Below are 15,424 nucleotides of genomic sequence, written 5' to 3' on the forward strand. Positions count from 1 at the left end.
TAACTTAACTACTTGACATACCGCATACGAGATATTGTACATATCCTGCAGGCAGCAGCAGCTATACAGGTCGATACTGTTATAGAGCACTTGCTTATCGACAGCCGTAAGATCGTATTTCCCGAAACATCCCTTTTTTTCGCTATCAGCGGTCCGAGGCGCGATGGGCACCAATTCATCAAAGAGGTGTATGAACGGGGAGTCCGGCATTTTGTGGTGCGAAAAGGGTATACGCCTCCGGAAGGTTTAGCCGGAGCTATTTTTTTAACAGTGCCTGATGTGCTGGAAGCCCTTCAGCAACTGGCAGCTCACCATCGTAGCCGGTTTTCGATACCGGTGATCGGGATCACGGGAAGTAACGGCAAGACCATCGTAAAAGAATGGTTGTACCAGTTGCTGCAAAAAGATTTTGTGATTGTACGAAGCCCGCGCAGTTACAACTCGCAGATAGGTGTACCACTGAGTGTCTGGCAGCTGAATGAACAACATACGCTGGCGATCTTTGAAGCCGGCATCTCTACCCATCATGAGATGCAGCGGCTGGAAAAGATTATTCAACCCACAGCCGGCGTATTTACCAATCTGGCCGATGCGCATAATGAAGGTTTTGAAAGCATCCGGCAAAAGGCTTTGGAAAAAGCAGGTTTGTTCCATAACAGCGATTCTCTCGTATTTGGCAGAGAAGCACTGCAAAACCAGCTTGATCCGGACGGTAAAGACAAAGTCCTGTTCGCTGGTACCCGGGATTTTTTTTCCTGGAGCCGCGAATCTGATGCCACGCTGGTTGTTGTTTCGGAAGAGAGAACTGATAATACGACACGCATCAGTGCAGAGTATAAAGGCGAAACCATTGATATAACCATACCTTTTACAGACAGGGTCTCGATCGATAATGCGATCACCTGCTGGTCTGTAATGCTGCAGATGAATTATGCAATATCTCTGATCCGGGAAAGAATGTTATTACTGGAGCCGGTGGACATGCGGATGCAACTAAAAAAAGCCATCAACAATTGTTACCTGCTCAATGATAGTTACAGCAATGATCTGTCTTCTCTTGATCTTGCCATTGATTACCTGCAACAGCAGGCAGGTTCTCATCGTACCACGCTGATACTCTCTGATATCCTGCAGTCCGGACAATATGAAGAAGCATTGTACCGTGATATTGCGGAACAATTGGTGATCCGGGGTATACACCGGCTGATCGGTATTGGTCCGTCTATTATGCGTTACCAACATTTGTTCGGTGTATCCGGATCCTTAGAAAGTCTGGCTTTTTATCCTTCCACGGAAGCTTTCCTACAACAGGCTACCACGCACGATTTTCTCAATGAATATATCCTGTTGAAGGGTGCCCGTGTTTTTGCATTTGAACGGATCTCGGCCTGGCTGGAACAGCAAGTGCACCAGACGGTGATGGAGATCAATCTTACGGCCATGGGGCATAATCTCCGGCAATACCAGCAGCGGTTGAAACCCTCAACCAAACTGATGGCCATGGTGAAAGCTTTCAGTTATGGTAGCGGCAGTGTTGAAGTGGCGCGGGTACTGCAGTTTCATAAGGTGGATTACCTGGCAGTGGCTTATGCAGATGAAGGGGTGGAATTGCGTAATGCCGGTATCAGCCTTCCCATTATGGTGATGAATGTAGACCCCGCAGGTTTTGATTCGCTGGTAACACATAACCTCGAACCGGAGATCTATTCTTTCCCCATTTATCATGCGTTTCATCATTATCTTGATCAACAGGGTATACAGCAATTCCCGGTCCACATTAAATTCAACACCGGTATGAATCGCCTGGGTTTTGAAGTGGAAGAAGCAGCAGCGGTTGCCGAATGGTTGCACACACGCCAGACCATGGCTGTAAAATCGGTATTCAGTCACCTGGTAGGTAGCGAAACCGCGATACACGATGGGTTTACGCAAATCCAGGTTACAGGTTTTATAAATGCCTGTGAGATACTGCAGCAGAAACTGGGGTATCATTTTACCCGGCATATTGCCAATACAGCGGCTATTTTCCGCCAACCTGAATACCAGTTTGACATGGTTCGTCTGGGCATTGGCCTCTATGGAGTGGACAGTGCCGACGGAGAACAATTGAACCTCCATACAGTAGCTACCCTACGTTCTACGATTGCGCAGATCCGGAAAGTAAAAAAAGGAGAAAGTGTAGGGTATAACCGAAAAGGGGTAGTGGAGCGCGATAGTCTGATAGCGACCATCCGCATCGGTTACGCCGATGGTTTTGGCAGGAAACTGGGTAACGGTAAAGCCAGTGTGTATGTAAATGGTCAACTGGCCCCGGTAATCGGAAATGTCTGTATGGATATGACCATGCTGGATATAACGGATATTCCGGACGTGAAAGAGGGGATGGAAGTAGAACTGTTCGGTAAACACCTGCCCGTGCAACAACTGGCTAAATGGGGAGATACCATTGCTTATGAGATCATGACAGGTATCAGCCAGCGGGTTAAACGGGTATACCTGGAAGAGTGAGCGGGGTAGTACCGGATAAAACCATAAGTTGTAAGAAATTCCCAAATCACCGGCGTTCAAATCCCCAAATAATACAAAGCCCTATCTTTGCCCACCATAAAAAACATGCAGTGAAAGCCAGACAAATCGTATTTCTTATTCTGCTGATCATTTTCGCCGACCAGGCGCTGAAGTTTTACATCAAGTTGAATTATTATGCCGGTGAGGAGCATACAGTGATTGGCAACTGGTTCCGCCTGCATTTTGTAGAGAATGAGGGCATGGCCTGGGGCTGGAAATTCGGCGGCGATTTTGGTAAGATCATTCTTACCCTGTTCCGGCTGGTGGCCGTAATCTGGGGTAGCTTTTTGCTGCGAGATTTCATCCGTAAAAAATACCATCGGGGATTTATCGTTTGTGCCGCATTGATCTATGCCGGGGCACTGGGTAACCTGATTGACAGTTTGTTTTACGGACTGATCTTCGAGCAAAGCAATCCTTTTTCACAGAATGTGGCCCGCTTTTTTCCTCCGGGAGGTGGTTATGCCAGTTTCCTGCATGGTAAAGTGGTGGATATGTTCTATTTCCCCATTATTACCAATGCCCATTTTCCTTCGTGGATACCCTGGGTAGGAGGTGATGAATTCGAGTTCTTCCGCCCCGTATTTAACCTGGCCGATGCTTCTATTTCTGCCGGCGTCATTGCGATCCTGGTTTTCCAGAACCGTTTCTTTAAAAAACATGAGGAACTGCAACATCAGACGATTGAGACAGATAGTGTGGTCAATGATAAAACACAGATATTCTAAAAGAAAATAAGGTAAATACAAAGCCCCGATACTATGTGTCGGGGCTTTTTGTATTATAAAGAAGTATTTAACTTTCTACTTGATCACTGGTATGCCGAAGAGCGAAACACTTTGTGTCGATGTGGTATTGAATACCTGGTCTATCAGACCGTATCCCTTGGCATAAAAGCTGTTGCCTGAAAAAAGGGTTTGATAACTAGTGCCATTATCAGGAAGGAACTGGATCTCCCGTTTTACATTGATGACGTTGGAGTATTGCCTGCCACCAATGGTATACGGGGAAGTATTTTTTGTGATGATGGTGAATACCGCTTTAGCTGTTCCTCTGACGCCATTTGTCCAGTAACCGGGTTGTGCGGTAGAGGACCAGCTCTCGCCTACATTGGCGCTTTCTTTCAGGAAAGGATAACTGATGAACGAATTCGGTATGGTATCGAAGATCAATGTATAATCGAAATCAACGGTACTTAATGCGTAATAGTTGCCCTTGCCGTCTTTGGCAAAATAGAAAGTGTCCTGCAGTCTTGTGGCAAACTGCGCATAGCTGAGGGTATCACGTATGATCTGGCCAGGAGCCACACTTACCGTGAACGTATCGATATTGCCGAGTTTGGGAATGTATTGGTATACCCAGCTGGAACCGATCGTGGTAGGGAAATAATCACCCCCTGTACCACTGCCACTACCTGAACCACTTCCTGATACCGGAATGGAGAAACTACAGATATTGTTATTGAAGATCAGCACAAAATCGGTGGTTTTGGGAAGGATGGGCGTTCCATAACCTTTCAGTTTGATCACGGAGGGGCCGGTACTTACGGCAAAACCGGAATCTATGAACCACATACCGTTCACCGTATCGGAATAGATCTTGTATTTACCCTGTGCAGTAAAGTTGACATTGATGTTCACGTAGTTATAGGTGGCTATCAGTGGGGTGTCCACTTTATATTCCCCCAGTACTTCGGAAGATTTGCAGTTTCCCAGTGAGTCTACCAGCTCTCCCTGGGCGATACCATTGAATCCACCTTTTTCCACGCTGTATTCTTTTTTACATGCCTGGAAAGCTATGAACACAGCGAGGATAACGCTGAGTCGAAGGGTTAATTTGATCATGGTTGGTTTTTGCATTTACTGGCTGTATACGAATATCAGATAAAATTTATACTAATAACGCTGCCCGGCTGGTCAAATTACCATTTTTTAATAACTGATCCACATTATTTAACGTTGTTGTAGCGATCTGGGAGAGGGCTTCATCGGTGAAAAAGGCCTGGTGAGCAGTGATCAGCACATTGGGGAAACTCATTAAGCGTTGAATTTCATCGTCCTGTATTACGGTGCCACTCAGATCACGAAAAAACAGGTGCTCCTCCTGTTCGTACACATCAATGCCCAGGTAGCCGATCTGGCCCGATTTAAGCCCCTGAATAGCGGCTTTGGTATCAATCAGTCCGCCCCGGCTGGTATTGATCAACATTGCCCCGGGTTTCATCATTTCTATGGTAGTTGTATTGATCAGGTATCTGGTCTGTTCGTTCAATGGGCAGTGTAGCGAAATGATATCCGTATTTAATACATCGGTTAGCGGATGATAGGTAACACCAATAGCTTCCAGTTCCGTATTGGCGATCACATCGAATGCTTTTACCTGGCAACCCAGGCCCATCATCATCCGGCAGAAGGCTCTTCCGATATTACCGGTCCCGATCACACCAATGGTCTTTCCATGCAGGTTAAAACCCAGTAATCCGTTCAATGAAAAATTCTGTTCCCTTACCCGGTTATAGGCTTTGTGTGTTTTCCGGTTCAGTGTCATGATCAGCGCCAATGCATGTTCCGCTACCGCTTCGGGCGAGTAGGCAGGTACCCTGCATACTTTGATGCCCAGTGCTTTGGCAGCTTCCAGGTCTACATTGTTGAAACCGGCACAGCGCAGAGCAATGATCTTAACACCTTTGTCGGCCAGTTGCCGGCATACCAATGCAGTTACTTTATCGTTCACAAAAACACATACAGCTTCGGCATGATCAACCAAGCCGACGGTCTGTTCATTCAGTTGCGATTTATGATACACCAGCTCAAAACCCAGGTCGGTATTTTGGCTGTTGAAGAAATCCTTATCGTACGGTTGCGCGGAAAAGAATATGATTTTCATAATGCGCTAAAGATACGTAGGCTTGGGGAATCGGGGTGAATCGTCAGTAGTGAGTGGTGAGTAGGGAGGGTATTACACTCACTCCCTACTCACCACTCACCACCACGATTCACAGGATCTCTTTCAGACTTTCTTCGGTTGCCTGAATGGTCTTGTCAAGGTCGGCATAGGACAAAGCATTGTTCAGGAACCAACTTTCAAAAGCGGAAGGTGGCAGGTAAACGCCGCGTTGCAGCATGGCATGAAAATATTTTTTGAAGAGTTCGTTGTTGGCCGATGCGGCAGTGGCAAAATCCCTGACCAGGTGATCGCTGAAATGCAGGCTGATCATGGAACCCAGGCGGTTGATCACATAAGGGGTGCCGGAGGCCTTGAGTACGGCGTCCAGCCCTTTGTGCAGGTAAGCGGTCTTGTCTTCGAGTTCGGTATAGATCCCCGGGTTGTTCTTTAATTCGGTGAGCATGGTAAAACCGGCCACCATGGCGATCGGGTTGCCACTGAGGGTACCGGCCTGGTATACATTGCCCAGTGGAGCGATCTTTTCCATGATCTCGCGTTTGCCGCCAAAGGCACCCACAGGCATTCCTCCACCAATTACCTTGCCATAGGTTACCAGGTCCGCATCTATCTTCAAATGCTGTTGTGCGCCACCGGCGGCCAGCCGGAAACCGGTCATGACCTCATCAAAAATGAAAACAATGCCTTCCCTGTCGCAGATCTTGCGCAATCCTTCCAGGAAACCGGGCTCAGGTAATATGCAACCCATATTGCCTACCACAGGTTCGGTGATGATGGCTGCGATCTCGTTCTTATTTTCTTTTACCAGTTGTTCTACCGCTTCCAGGTCGTTGAAAGCACAGGTGAGGGTATCGTTGGCCACACCGCCGGTGACACCCGGAACGGTCTGTATGTTGAATGTGGCCAGTCCGCTGCCGGCCTTCACCAGGAATGCATCTGCATGTCCATGGTAACATCCTTCAAATTTGATGAACTTGTTCTTTCCGGTATACCCTCTTGCCAACCGCAGCGCGCTCATACAGGCTTCCGTTCCGCTGCTCACCATCCTTACCAGGTCTACGTTCGGGGCCATGCTCTTGATCAGTTCGGCCATCTGTATCTCCAACTCGGTAGGAGCACCATACGAGGTGGATAATAGGGCTTTTTCCTGGATGGCTTTCACTACAGGTTCGTAGGCATGTCCCAGGATCATGGGGCCCCAGGAAGCGATATAGTCAATATATGCGTTGCCGTCAGCATCGTATAAATAAGCGCCCTTTGCTTTTTCGATAAACAAAGGCGTTCCGCCCACGCTTTTAAATGCCCGTACCGGTGAGTTCACACCGCCAGGGATGGATTGCTGGGCGCGGGTGAAGAGTTGTTTGCTTTTTTCGTACATTTTTGTGAGTTGTGAGTGGTCAGTAGGGAGTTCTATTTCGGAGTACCTGATCTTCCGATCAGTCCTGTTAGTAATTTGAACGTTTTAATAATTAATTCGCCTAAGTTGTATAATTCTTTATCAGTAACATAATTGAGCGATATAGCAATATCAAATGCAGTATCCAACTCAACTAATGATCCTCTTGAGATTTCAAAAAATCTTATTCTTTCTTTATCGGACCTCCTGGAAGCCCCTTCTGCCAAATTCAGGTGAATAGATAATGCTGCCCGCCTGATCTGCTGAGTCATTGCAAATCTCTCATCTGAAGGAAAATACCTTGTGATTCTATAGCATTCCAACAGCAACAATTTAGAATGTTGGAATGCTATTAGTTTTGTATGGGATAGACCTAAAAACATTGCAGCCTATTTACTATACCGCAATATAAGCGCGATCTTTTCACTTCCTACTCACCACTGACTACTCCCGACAAAATTCCGTTAAAAAACTCATCCTCTCACAAGTATAACTACTTACCCTTCCAATTACTACCCCATCAACCTCACTGCATCTTTTGCAAAGTATGTGGCGATCAGGTCGGCACCGGCACGTTTGATGGACGTGAGGCTCTCGATCACCGCTTTGTTCTCATCCAGCCAGCCCATTTTGGCTGCGGCTTTGATCATGGCATATTCACCACTAACATGATAAGCGCTTACCGGTACATCCACCGTGTTTTTGATCTCACGGATGATATCGAGGTAGGCCATGGCTGGTTTTATCATTACTATATCTGCACCTTCTTCCACATCCATGAGTGTTTCCTTGATGGCTTCTGTACGGTTGGCATAATCCATCTGGTACGTCTTCTTGTCACCAAAGCCGGGAGCGCTGTCCAGTGCATCGCGGAACGGCCCATAAAAACAGGACGCGTATTTGGCGCTGTAACTCATGATGCCGGTTTGGGTAAAGCCGTTTTCTTCCAGTCCGCTGCGTATGGCGCCGATGCGTCCATCCATCATATCGCTGGGTGCCACAAAATCAGCACCGGAGCGGGCGTGACTGATACTCATCTTCACCAAAGCTTCTACGGTCTCATCATTTACGATCTCGCCATCTTTTACAATGCCGTCATGTCCGTAGGAGGAGTAAGGGTCCAGGGCCACATCGGTCATCACCACCATTTCCGGAACCGCATCCTTGATGGCTTTTATGCTTCGTTGCATCAGACCATCGGGGTTCCAGGCTTCTTTGCCGGTATTGTCTTTCCACTCGTCCTTGCATTTGATGAACAGGAGAACGGATCGGATCCCCATGCTCCAGAGTTCCTTCACTTCTTTCACGGTCAGGTCCAGGGAACGCCGGTAATAACCCTGCATGGAAGCGATCTCCGTTGCAACGTTTTCTCCCTCATCAATGAATAAGGGTGCAATGAAATCTGCGGGGCGTAAAATGGTTTCCGCCACCATTGAACGGATAGCGGCCGATCTGCGTAAGATCCTGTTTCTTCTTTGCAGGTACATAACTAGTTAATTGACCCAGTTGCGGGGGTGCAGGCATGCATCCAATAATGCTGCTTCTGCACTTCCTTCAGCCGGTTGATGATTGTATTCAAATCTTACCGTTGGCGGTAAGCTCATTAAAATGCTTTCTGTTCTGCCATTCGTTTTCAGTCCAAAAATGGTTCCGCGGTCATGCACCAGGTTGAACTCGGTGTATCGGCCACGCCTGATCTCCTGCCAGTATTTATGTTCCGGCTGGTAAACGGTCTGTTTCCGTTTATCCGCTATCGGAATATACGAATCTATGAATGCATATCCGCAGGCTTTCGCAAAACGGATCCAGAACTGAACATCCCTGTCTGCATCGGGCCGTTGGTGATCGTAAAAAATACCACCAATGCCACGGCGTTCATTGTTCCGGTGACGGTTCACAAAATAGTTATCACACTCTGCTTTGAAACGCGGGTAGAAACTTGTGTCAAAACCGTCACAGATGCTTTGATAGGTCCGGTGAAAATGGCGGGCATCCTCTTCAAACAGGTAATATGGTGTGAGGTCGGTGCCGCCACCAAACCAACGATCGATCACATGATCATTCGCGTCATACAATTCGAACATGCGGTAATTGCAATGCACCGTAGGTACAAAAGGATTCAGCGGGTGTATCACAATGCTCATACCGCAGGCAAACCATTTGTCGCCATCGATTTTAAGCTGGCTGCGCATGGTGTCAGTAACACTGCCAAAGACCACAGAAGTATTGACACCTCCCTTCTCAAACACGTTTCCGTTACTGATCACGCGGGTTTTCCCGCCACCGCCTTCAGGTCTTTCCCATTTGTCTTCGATAAATCGGGACTTACCATCGCAGGTTTCCAAAGCCAGGCAGATATCATCCTGTAGCTGGTGAATAAGATTGATCCATTGTGTTTTGATATCTTCCATGACAGTTATGCGTCGTTATATTTTGTGCCGGTATTCTTTTACGGTATCCACAAATGCCCGGGCATGGTCTACCGGAACATTCGGCAAAATGCCATGCCCCAGGTTGGCAATATGATGGCCTGGGCCAAATGCATCCAGCATCGCGGTCACTTCTTTTTTGATCACGGGGATGGGTGACAACAGTTTGGCAGGATCAAAATTGCCCTGCAGGGTCACATGATTGCCTGCCAATTGGCGAGCCATCTGTGGTTTGATGCACCAGTCGATACCCAGTCCATGCGCACCGGTTGCTGCCATATTATCCAGGCTATGCCAGGCTCCTTTGGCAAAGATGATGGTAGGTGCCGTGTCTTTGAGTGCGGCAACGATCTGGCGGATATAACGTAAAGAAAGGTTTTCAAAATCATCGGGACCCAGCAAACCTCCCCAGCTGTCGAAGATCTGCACCGTATCGGCACCGGCTTTTACCTGCTCTTTCAGGTAGGCGATGGTGGTATCGGTGATCATCTGCAGTAACTGGTGTGCCAGTTCGGGTTCTGTGTAACAGAAAGCTTTGGCTTCATCAAAGGTTTTGGATCCCTTCCCCTGCACCATATAACAAAGCAGCGTCCAGGGAGCGCCGGCAAAACCGATCAGCGGTACACGGCCATTGAGTTCCTGCTTGATGAGTCTGATGGCATCAAATACATATCCCAGGGTCTCGTTCACATCCGGTACACGTACACGGTTCAGGTCGTTCGCTGTTTTGATGGGATCGGGTAATACGGGACCCTTGCTTTCGATCAGTTGCACTTCCAGTCCCATGGCCTGTGGTACCACCAGGATATCCGAGAACAGGATGGCTGCATCAACCCCTACGATATCTACCGGCTGCAGGGTGATCTCACAGGCAAGTTCGGGTGTCTGGCATCTTTCGAAGAAGCCATATTTTTCACGCAGCACCCTGTATTCGGGCAGGTAACGGCCAGCCTGGCGCATCATCCATACGGGTGTTCTCTCGGTAACTTCGCCACGAAGGGCTCTAAGTAGTAGGTCGTTTTGTAACATATTGCTGAGTTGTGAATTGTGAAAGTTCGTTGCACAATTCTCTTTGTATTCCTATTTTGCTTTATTGTTTGTTTCCCGGTTGTTTGCTGCCGGTGAAATAGTTCACTGCCTGTTCTACCAGTTCATCTTTGCCGGGCTGCCCGCTGACCAGGATCCTGTTTTGGGTGAACCGGGCAATGGCATCACGGGTGGTTGTGCCGATCGCAAATAAAACAGTATGCGGGGGCAGTTGGTTCGTGGCAAAAAAACTTTCAGCCGCACTCGGGCTGAAGAACAGGATGCCGTCATACGTTTCTTCCACTTTGTGATGAATGGCAGTTGTTTCGTAAACGACGATCTCCTGTACATCGATCCTTTCTTGATGCAGCCTTGCCGGAAGTTCATCCCGACGAAGGTTGCCGCAGAAAAAGATCACTTCATCCGGTACTTCATTTTCTATCAGTGTTTCCGCCAGTTCAACTGCGTTGTTGCCTGTTCCGGCTATGGCATCTTCACCAAAATAGTCAACCACCAGTTGTTGCGTGGTATTGCCCATACAGTAAATGCGCCAATCGGGTATATGGCCATCGAGCATACCTATGACCGCTTCCACCGCATTCATACTGGTAAACACAACAATGGCTTCCTGTACCGATATAGATTCCAGCTCCTGTTGTACCTCTATGTTCTGCACCGGTGAGGTTTCAATGAAGGATCGTACGGAAATACTTACCCCTTTTGCCAGGGTATTGTCCAGCTGTTTGCCGGATACCGGCCGGGTTGATAATATGGTAACAGGGTTCTTAGGCATTTCTGATCGATTCAATAATGGTGGCACCGCCTTTCTGCAAGAGTTCTTCGGCTGCCAGTTCTCCCAATGCACCTGCTTCTGAAACAGGTACGATTTTTTCTATTTCCGCTTTTTGTTTTCCATCAAGCGACAGAACGTTCCCACGGAAATGCACTGTGTTCTCCTGTATGGTGGCCAATGCACTGATCGGTGTGGTACAGCCTCCCATCAGCACACGTAAAAATTTTTTTTCAATTTTGGTGCAGGTGGCCGTTGCCGTATCGTTCAACTGGTGGGTGGCATCGAATGCCTGTGGGTCCTTCTCACGACAGGCAATCATAATGGCACCCTGTGATGGGGCAGGTAACATCCAGTCCAGGTCGATGGAGTTGGATGGCCGTAACCCGATCCGCTCCAGGCCGGCTCCGGCAAAAATGGCGCCGTTCCAGTTGCTTTCTTCCAGTTTGCGCATCCGGGTATTTACGTTACCACGCAGGTTGTCTAAAATATGGTTCGGATAACGGTTCAGCCATTGTGCCTTGCGGCGAACGCTGCTGGTGGCGATCGTGAGGCTTGAGACGTGAGACCTGAGTTGTGCCTCTTCACTCAACACTGACCACTCACCATTCACGGAGCCCAATATTTCCAATAAATGTTCTTTATCACCTTTGTATACCAGAATATCTTTAAAAGAAGCTCTCGGTAATACGGCTGATTGCTGAAGGCCCTTCGCCAGTTGTGTAGGAACGTCTTTCATCGAATGAACGGCGATATCGATCCGGTTGTTTAACAGGGCGGCATCCAGCGTTTTGGTAAAAATGCCCTGTACGCCCAGTTCGTACAGAGGGGTTACCAGGTCAATACCCCCATCGCTTTTAATGTATACCAGCTCGGAAGCGATGCCTTTGCGGCTTAGCTCGTTTTGCACTAATGTGGCCTGCCACACGGCCAGCTGGCTGTCGCGGGTGCCGATTCGTAAAGGCTTTGTCATGGGTTAATTGCTGGTCATGAAATCGTTGATAGCCTCAATATAGTAACATCCCGGCTGATGCTGGCTGCGCATTTTTACGGCTACCGTATTCACCACTTTCTGGATGGCAGCCTTGTCGATGCTGCTTACCTGGCTGATGGATTGGAACATGCTACATGAGTGCATGTCGTGTAATTTTTGTTTTACGGCTTTTAAAACCGGCACATGACTGCGTAACAACCACCATTCTGCGAATTCCTGCCTGTGCTGTTGGATAATGGTCCTTGCTTTGGGAACTTCTGCTATTCTTTTCTGCAGTGTGATGTCGTTGATCACTGAAAGGTCATCTACATTGGCCAGGGTGATCTGCGGTAATGTGCCGGCTGCCGGCTCTATATTATTGGGGATAGAGAGGTCGATCAATATCTTGGGTCCGCTGTGCAGCAGGTCTTGCCGGGTGATCATGGGTTTTTCTGCATTGGTTGCAACGATCACAATATCGGCGGCATTCACTTCTGCCTGCATGGCAGCGAATGGTGCTGCTTTCAGACCGAGTTCTGCTGCCAGTTCAATGGCTTTGTCGTCGGTGCGGTTGATCAGGGTAATATCGGTGGTGTTCAGGTAATCTACCAGGTTCTTACAGGTATTACGGCCGATCTTACCGGTGCCCAGCAGCACGATCTTTTTATTACGGGTATCAGATAGCTGTTGTTTCAGGAACTGGATGGCGGCAAAAGAAACGGAAATGGTACCACCACTGAGAGCGGTCTCGTTTTTGATGGCTTTGGATGATTGCAGTACCGTATTGAACAAACGCTCCATGAAAGCGCCGATACATCCTCTCTCCCTGGCAAATTTCACCGCCAGTTTCATCTGCCCTACAATTTCATAGTCGCCCAGGATCTGTGAGTCCAGACCGGCGCCAACCTCAAAAATATGCTGGATGGCATCGCTGCCCTGTTTGATATAACATAACTGTTGGAAAGTAGCTGCGTCACCTGCGGTTTCCTGGCAGAGCAGGTCGATCAGCACCTGGACGTTGTCGGCAATGCCGTAGATCTCGGTACGGTTACAGGTGCTCAGTACAAATACCTCTTTGATGCCCTTGCGGGTCGCTTTTTCCAGCAGGGAAGCATATTGCTCGGAACCAATCGCAAACTCTCCACGGATGGCCGCATCAGTTTTTTTGTAATTGATCCCCACTGTGAAAAATTGCTTCATCTCCATGTAACTGCTCTTTTCGGTATTGGTCTTATGAACGCAAAGGTATCTTAGACACTTTCTTAAAAAACATGAGATACGTCATTCGATTGTCATTTCTCTGTCACGTTTTGTCATGACAATTACCCCCGATCCTTCGAAATGCTTGGTTGGTGCCCGTTTGCGCCGGCTAACCGTTATTCGCTAAAACTTTTACGTATGTGTTCTGTTACTATACCTTTGCAAACACAATTGAACTATGCCACAACCTGCACAAAAAGCCGTCCTGTTAATGAACCTGGGCTCGCCAGATTCAACTGCTGTGAAAGACGTGAGAAGATACCTGAATGAGTTTTTAATGGATGGCCGTGTGATCGATATGCCGCTGATCAGCAGGGCTCTCCTAGTGCGGGGCATCATTGTTCCTTTCCGTGCACCCAAATCGGCAGAAGCGTATCAAACCATCTGGACCGAACAAGGTTCCCCGCTGATCGTGCTCACCAAACAATTGCAACAATCACTGCAGCAGCAGATAGCCGAACCCGTGGCCATTGCCATGCGTTATGGCAACCCGTCTCCCAGGCAGGCTTTTGATGAACTGCTGAAAGAGAACCCTGAGCTGCAAGAAGTGATTATTGTGCCACTGTATCCGCATTATGCCATGAGCAGTTATGAAACGGCGATCGTTCAGGCGAAGGAACATCATGCAACCGGCAACTATCCGTTCCGCATTTCTTTCATCAAGCCTTTTTATAACGAGGAGAACTACCTGAATGCCCTGGCTGCCAGCATGCAGCCCTGGCTGGAAAAAGAATACGACCATATCCTTTTCAGCTACCATGGGATACCCGAACGCCACCTGCGTAAAACAGGGGGTGGTAATGGATGCAATTGTATGAAAGTGCCCAATTGCTGTGAAGTGAACACGATGGCACACGACACCTGCTACCGACACCAGGTATTCACCACTACCCGGCTGGTAGCAGAAAAACTGGGTCTGCCCAAAGACAAATACAGTATTTCTTTCCAGTCGCGCCTGGGCAGAGGTTGGCTGCAACCCTTTACGGATGTTCGCCTGGAGCAGATGCCGAAAGAAGGTATTAAGAAGCTGCTGGTCATCTGTCCGGCCTTCATCAGCGATTGCCTGGAAACCCTCGAAGAGATCGCCGAAAGAGGTAAAGAGACCTTTATGGAAGCAGGTGGTGAATCCTACGAAATGATCCCCTGCCTGAATATTCATCCCCTGTGGGTAGAAACCCTGGCAAAATGGGTACAAGCCCATAATGCAGGAAGCAGAGAGATGGTTTTGAACGGATGAACAGAAGAGCAAGGAACAGAAGAACAAGGAACAGATGAATGAAATGAATGGTTCTCACTAAAGACCAAAGACCAAAACCCATCTACTGTTCGGCGTTTTTAATTTTTAATTTTTCATTTTTCCCTCTCCATGTACGCATATCTCAAGGCCCTTCATATCATCTTTATCGTGACCTGGTTTGCCGGACTGTTCTACATGCCCCGCCTGTTTATCTATGCAACCGAAGCAGGAGAACGACCGGAAGCAGAGAAAAACGCCCTCCGCAGCCAGCTTGGTATCATGATGAAAAGGCTCTGGTACGGTATCACCTGGCCCTCAGCCATACTCACCCTGATCTTTGGCACATGGGTGCTCATCAACGGCAACTGGTACACGCAGGTTTTTTCTCCCGAAGGCCGTTGGCTGCTCATCAAACTTTCTTTTGTGGTGCTGCTTTATGTCTACCATTGGAGCCTGCACCTGATCCTGCAACAGGAAAGCAAGGGTATTTACCGGTACAGTTCCCAGCAACTGCGGATCTGGAACGAAGCGGCCACCGTGTTGCTCATCGCCATTGTAATGCTGGTGGTTGTCAAACAGAGCATCAGCCTGGTATGGGGGCTGGTAGGACTGCTCCTGTTCATCGGCCTGCTGATGAGCGCAATACGGATGTATAAGGTGTTGAGAAACAGGAAGTAGTGAGTGGTGAGTCGTGAGTGGGAAATTGACAATGGTGAATTGTGAATGGGTCCGAATGATAGGTACCCGGAACGAATGACTTACCAATCCTCTTACTCCCTACTCACCACTGACCACTCACGACTCACGTCCTTATATTTCGTACCTTTGCAGCCTTTAAAAC

14 protein-coding genes are annotated in these 15,424 nt (G+C 48.2%); 4 read left to right on the top strand and 10 right to left on the bottom strand.

Going from position 1 to position 15,424, the window contains the following annotated elements; translation table 11 throughout:
* The first annotated feature begins 12 nt into the window (after nucleotides 1–12).
* A complete protein-coding gene (locus ACH3Y6_RS05815) occupies nucleotides 13–2,508 on the top strand; it encodes a bifunctional UDP-N-acetylmuramoyl-tripeptide:D-alanyl-D-alanine ligase/alanine racemase (protein WP_490834651.1) in 2,496 nt (831 codons plus the stop codon).
* Between the two features lie 110 nt (nucleotides 2,509–2,618).
* The gene (locus ACH3Y6_RS05820) at nucleotides 2,619–3,296 is read left to right on the top strand and encodes a lipoprotein signal peptidase (RefSeq protein ID WP_490834652.1); all 678 of its coding nucleotides are present in this window, start codon (nucleotides 2,619–2,621) and stop codon (nucleotides 3,294–3,296) included.
* A gap of 75 nt (nucleotides 3,297–3,371) precedes the next feature.
* On the opposite strand, the gene ACH3Y6_RS05825 is transcribed toward ACH3Y6_RS05820, so the two are convergent.
* From ACH3Y6_RS05825 to hemA, 10 genes are all read right to left on the bottom strand, one after another.
* Nucleotides 3,372–4,412 (bottom strand): hypothetical protein, encoded by a 1,041-nt coding sequence (locus ACH3Y6_RS05825; protein WP_490834653.1) that lies wholly within the window; start codon nucleotides 4,410–4,412, stop codon nucleotides 3,372–3,374.
* A gap of 46 nt (nucleotides 4,413–4,458) precedes the next feature.
* Nucleotides 4,459–5,454, bottom strand: a complete 996-nt coding sequence (locus ACH3Y6_RS05830; protein ID WP_490834654.1) for a 2-hydroxyacid dehydrogenase — start codon at nucleotides 5,452–5,454, stop codon at nucleotides 4,459–4,461.
* A gap of 109 nt (nucleotides 5,455–5,563) precedes the next feature.
* Nucleotides 5,564–6,850, bottom strand: coding sequence for a glutamate-1-semialdehyde 2,1-aminomutase (gene hemL / locus ACH3Y6_RS05835; protein ID WP_490834655.1), 1,287 nt, complete (start codon nucleotides 6,848–6,850; stop codon nucleotides 5,564–5,566).
* A gap of 32 nt (nucleotides 6,851–6,882) precedes the next feature.
* Nucleotides 6,883–7,251: a four helix bundle protein gene (locus ACH3Y6_RS05840; RefSeq protein ID WP_490834656.1), complete on the bottom strand. Its 369-nt coding sequence runs from the start codon at nucleotides 7,249–7,251 to the stop codon at nucleotides 6,883–6,885.
* A 129-nt stretch (nucleotides 7,252–7,380) separates the two neighbouring features.
* The gene (gene hemB, locus ACH3Y6_RS05845; protein WP_490834657.1) at nucleotides 7,381–8,355 is read right to left on the bottom strand and encodes a porphobilinogen synthase; all 975 of its coding nucleotides are present in this window, start codon (nucleotides 8,353–8,355) and stop codon (nucleotides 7,381–7,383) included.
* A gap of 6 nt (nucleotides 8,356–8,361) precedes the next feature.
* Nucleotides 8,362–9,279, bottom strand: coding sequence for an oxygen-dependent coproporphyrinogen oxidase (hemF, locus tag ACH3Y6_RS05850; protein WP_490834658.1), 918 nt, complete (start codon nucleotides 9,277–9,279; stop codon nucleotides 8,362–8,364).
* Between the two features lie 15 nt (nucleotides 9,280–9,294).
* Nucleotides 9,295–10,326, bottom strand: coding sequence for a uroporphyrinogen decarboxylase (hemE, locus tag ACH3Y6_RS05855; RefSeq protein ID WP_490834659.1), 1,032 nt, complete (start codon nucleotides 10,324–10,326; stop codon nucleotides 9,295–9,297).
* A gap of 61 nt (nucleotides 10,327–10,387) precedes the next feature.
* Nucleotides 10,388–11,116, bottom strand: a complete 729-nt coding sequence (locus ACH3Y6_RS05860; protein ID WP_490834660.1) for a uroporphyrinogen-III synthase — start codon at nucleotides 11,114–11,116, stop codon at nucleotides 10,388–10,390.
* Nucleotides 11,109–12,086 (bottom strand): hydroxymethylbilane synthase, encoded by a 978-nt coding sequence (hemC, locus tag ACH3Y6_RS05865; protein WP_490834661.1) that lies wholly within the window; start codon nucleotides 12,084–12,086, stop codon nucleotides 11,109–11,111. The genes ACH3Y6_RS05860 and hemC overlap by 8 nt, the downstream gene beginning before the upstream one ends.
* Before the next feature lie 3 nt (nucleotides 12,087–12,089).
* Entirely contained in the window at nucleotides 12,090–13,292 is a 1,203-nt protein-coding gene (gene hemA, locus ACH3Y6_RS05870; protein ID WP_490834662.1) for a glutamyl-tRNA reductase, read from the bottom strand.
* Between the two features lie 232 nt (nucleotides 13,293–13,524).
* On the opposite strand from hemA, the gene hemH reads away from it, so the two are divergent.
* Together hemH and ACH3Y6_RS05880 are read left to right on the top strand one after the other, a co-directional pair.
* Nucleotides 13,525–14,583, top strand: a complete 1,059-nt coding sequence (gene hemH / locus ACH3Y6_RS05875; RefSeq protein ID WP_490834663.1) for a ferrochelatase — start codon at nucleotides 13,525–13,527, stop codon at nucleotides 14,581–14,583.
* A 129-nt stretch (nucleotides 14,584–14,712) separates the two neighbouring features.
* The gene (locus ACH3Y6_RS05880; RefSeq protein ID WP_490834664.1) at nucleotides 14,713–15,261 is read left to right on the top strand and encodes a CopD family protein; all 549 of its coding nucleotides are present in this window, start codon (nucleotides 14,713–14,715) and stop codon (nucleotides 15,259–15,261) included.
* The last annotated feature ends 163 nt before the right edge of the window (nucleotides 15,262–15,424 follow it).

The sequence above is a fragment of the Sediminibacterium sp. FW305-C-269 genome (genome assembly GCF_058231045.1).

Bases quoted from the DNA above. Each gene is read 5' to 3' on its own strand.
- ACH3Y6_RS05825 (WP_490834653.1), bottom strand. From the start codon at position 4,412: ATGATCAAATTAACCCTTCGACTCAGCGTTATCCTCGCTGTGTTCATA.
- ACH3Y6_RS05830 (WP_490834654.1), bottom strand. From the start codon at position 5,454: ATGAAAATCATATTCTTTTCCGCGCAACCGTACGATAAGGATTTCTTC.
- hemL (WP_490834655.1), bottom strand. From the start codon at position 6,850: ATGTACGAAAAAAGCAAACAACTCTTCACCCGCGCCCAGCAATCCATC.
- ACH3Y6_RS05840 (WP_490834656.1), bottom strand. From the start codon at position 7,251: ATGTTTTTAGGTCTATCCCATACAAAACTAATAGCATTCCAACATTCT.
- hemB (WP_490834657.1), bottom strand. From the start codon at position 8,355: ATGTACCTGCAAAGAAGAAACAGGATCTTACGCAGATCGGCCGCTATC.
- hemF (WP_490834658.1), bottom strand. From the start codon at position 9,279: ATGGAAGATATCAAAACACAATGGATCAATCTTATTCACCAGCTACAG.
- hemE (WP_490834659.1), bottom strand. From the start codon at position 10,326: ATGTTACAAAACGACCTACTACTTAGAGCCCTTCGTGGCGAAGTTACC.
- ACH3Y6_RS05860 (WP_490834660.1), bottom strand. From the start codon at position 11,116: ATGCCTAAGAACCCTGTTACCATATTATCAACCCGGCCGGTATCCGGC.
- hemC (WP_490834661.1), bottom strand. From the start codon at position 12,086: ATGACAAAGCCTTTACGAATCGGCACCCGCGACAGCCAGCTGGCCGTG.
- hemA (WP_490834662.1), bottom strand. From the start codon at position 13,292: ATGGAGATGAAGCAATTTTTCACAGTGGGGATCAATTACAAAAAAACT.
- hemH (WP_490834663.1), top strand. From the start codon at position 13,525: ATGCCACAACCTGCACAAAAAGCCGTCCTGTTAATGAACCTGGGCTCG.
- ACH3Y6_RS05880 (WP_490834664.1), top strand. From the start codon at position 14,713: ATGTACGCATATCTCAAGGCCCTTCATATCATCTTTATCGTGACCTGG.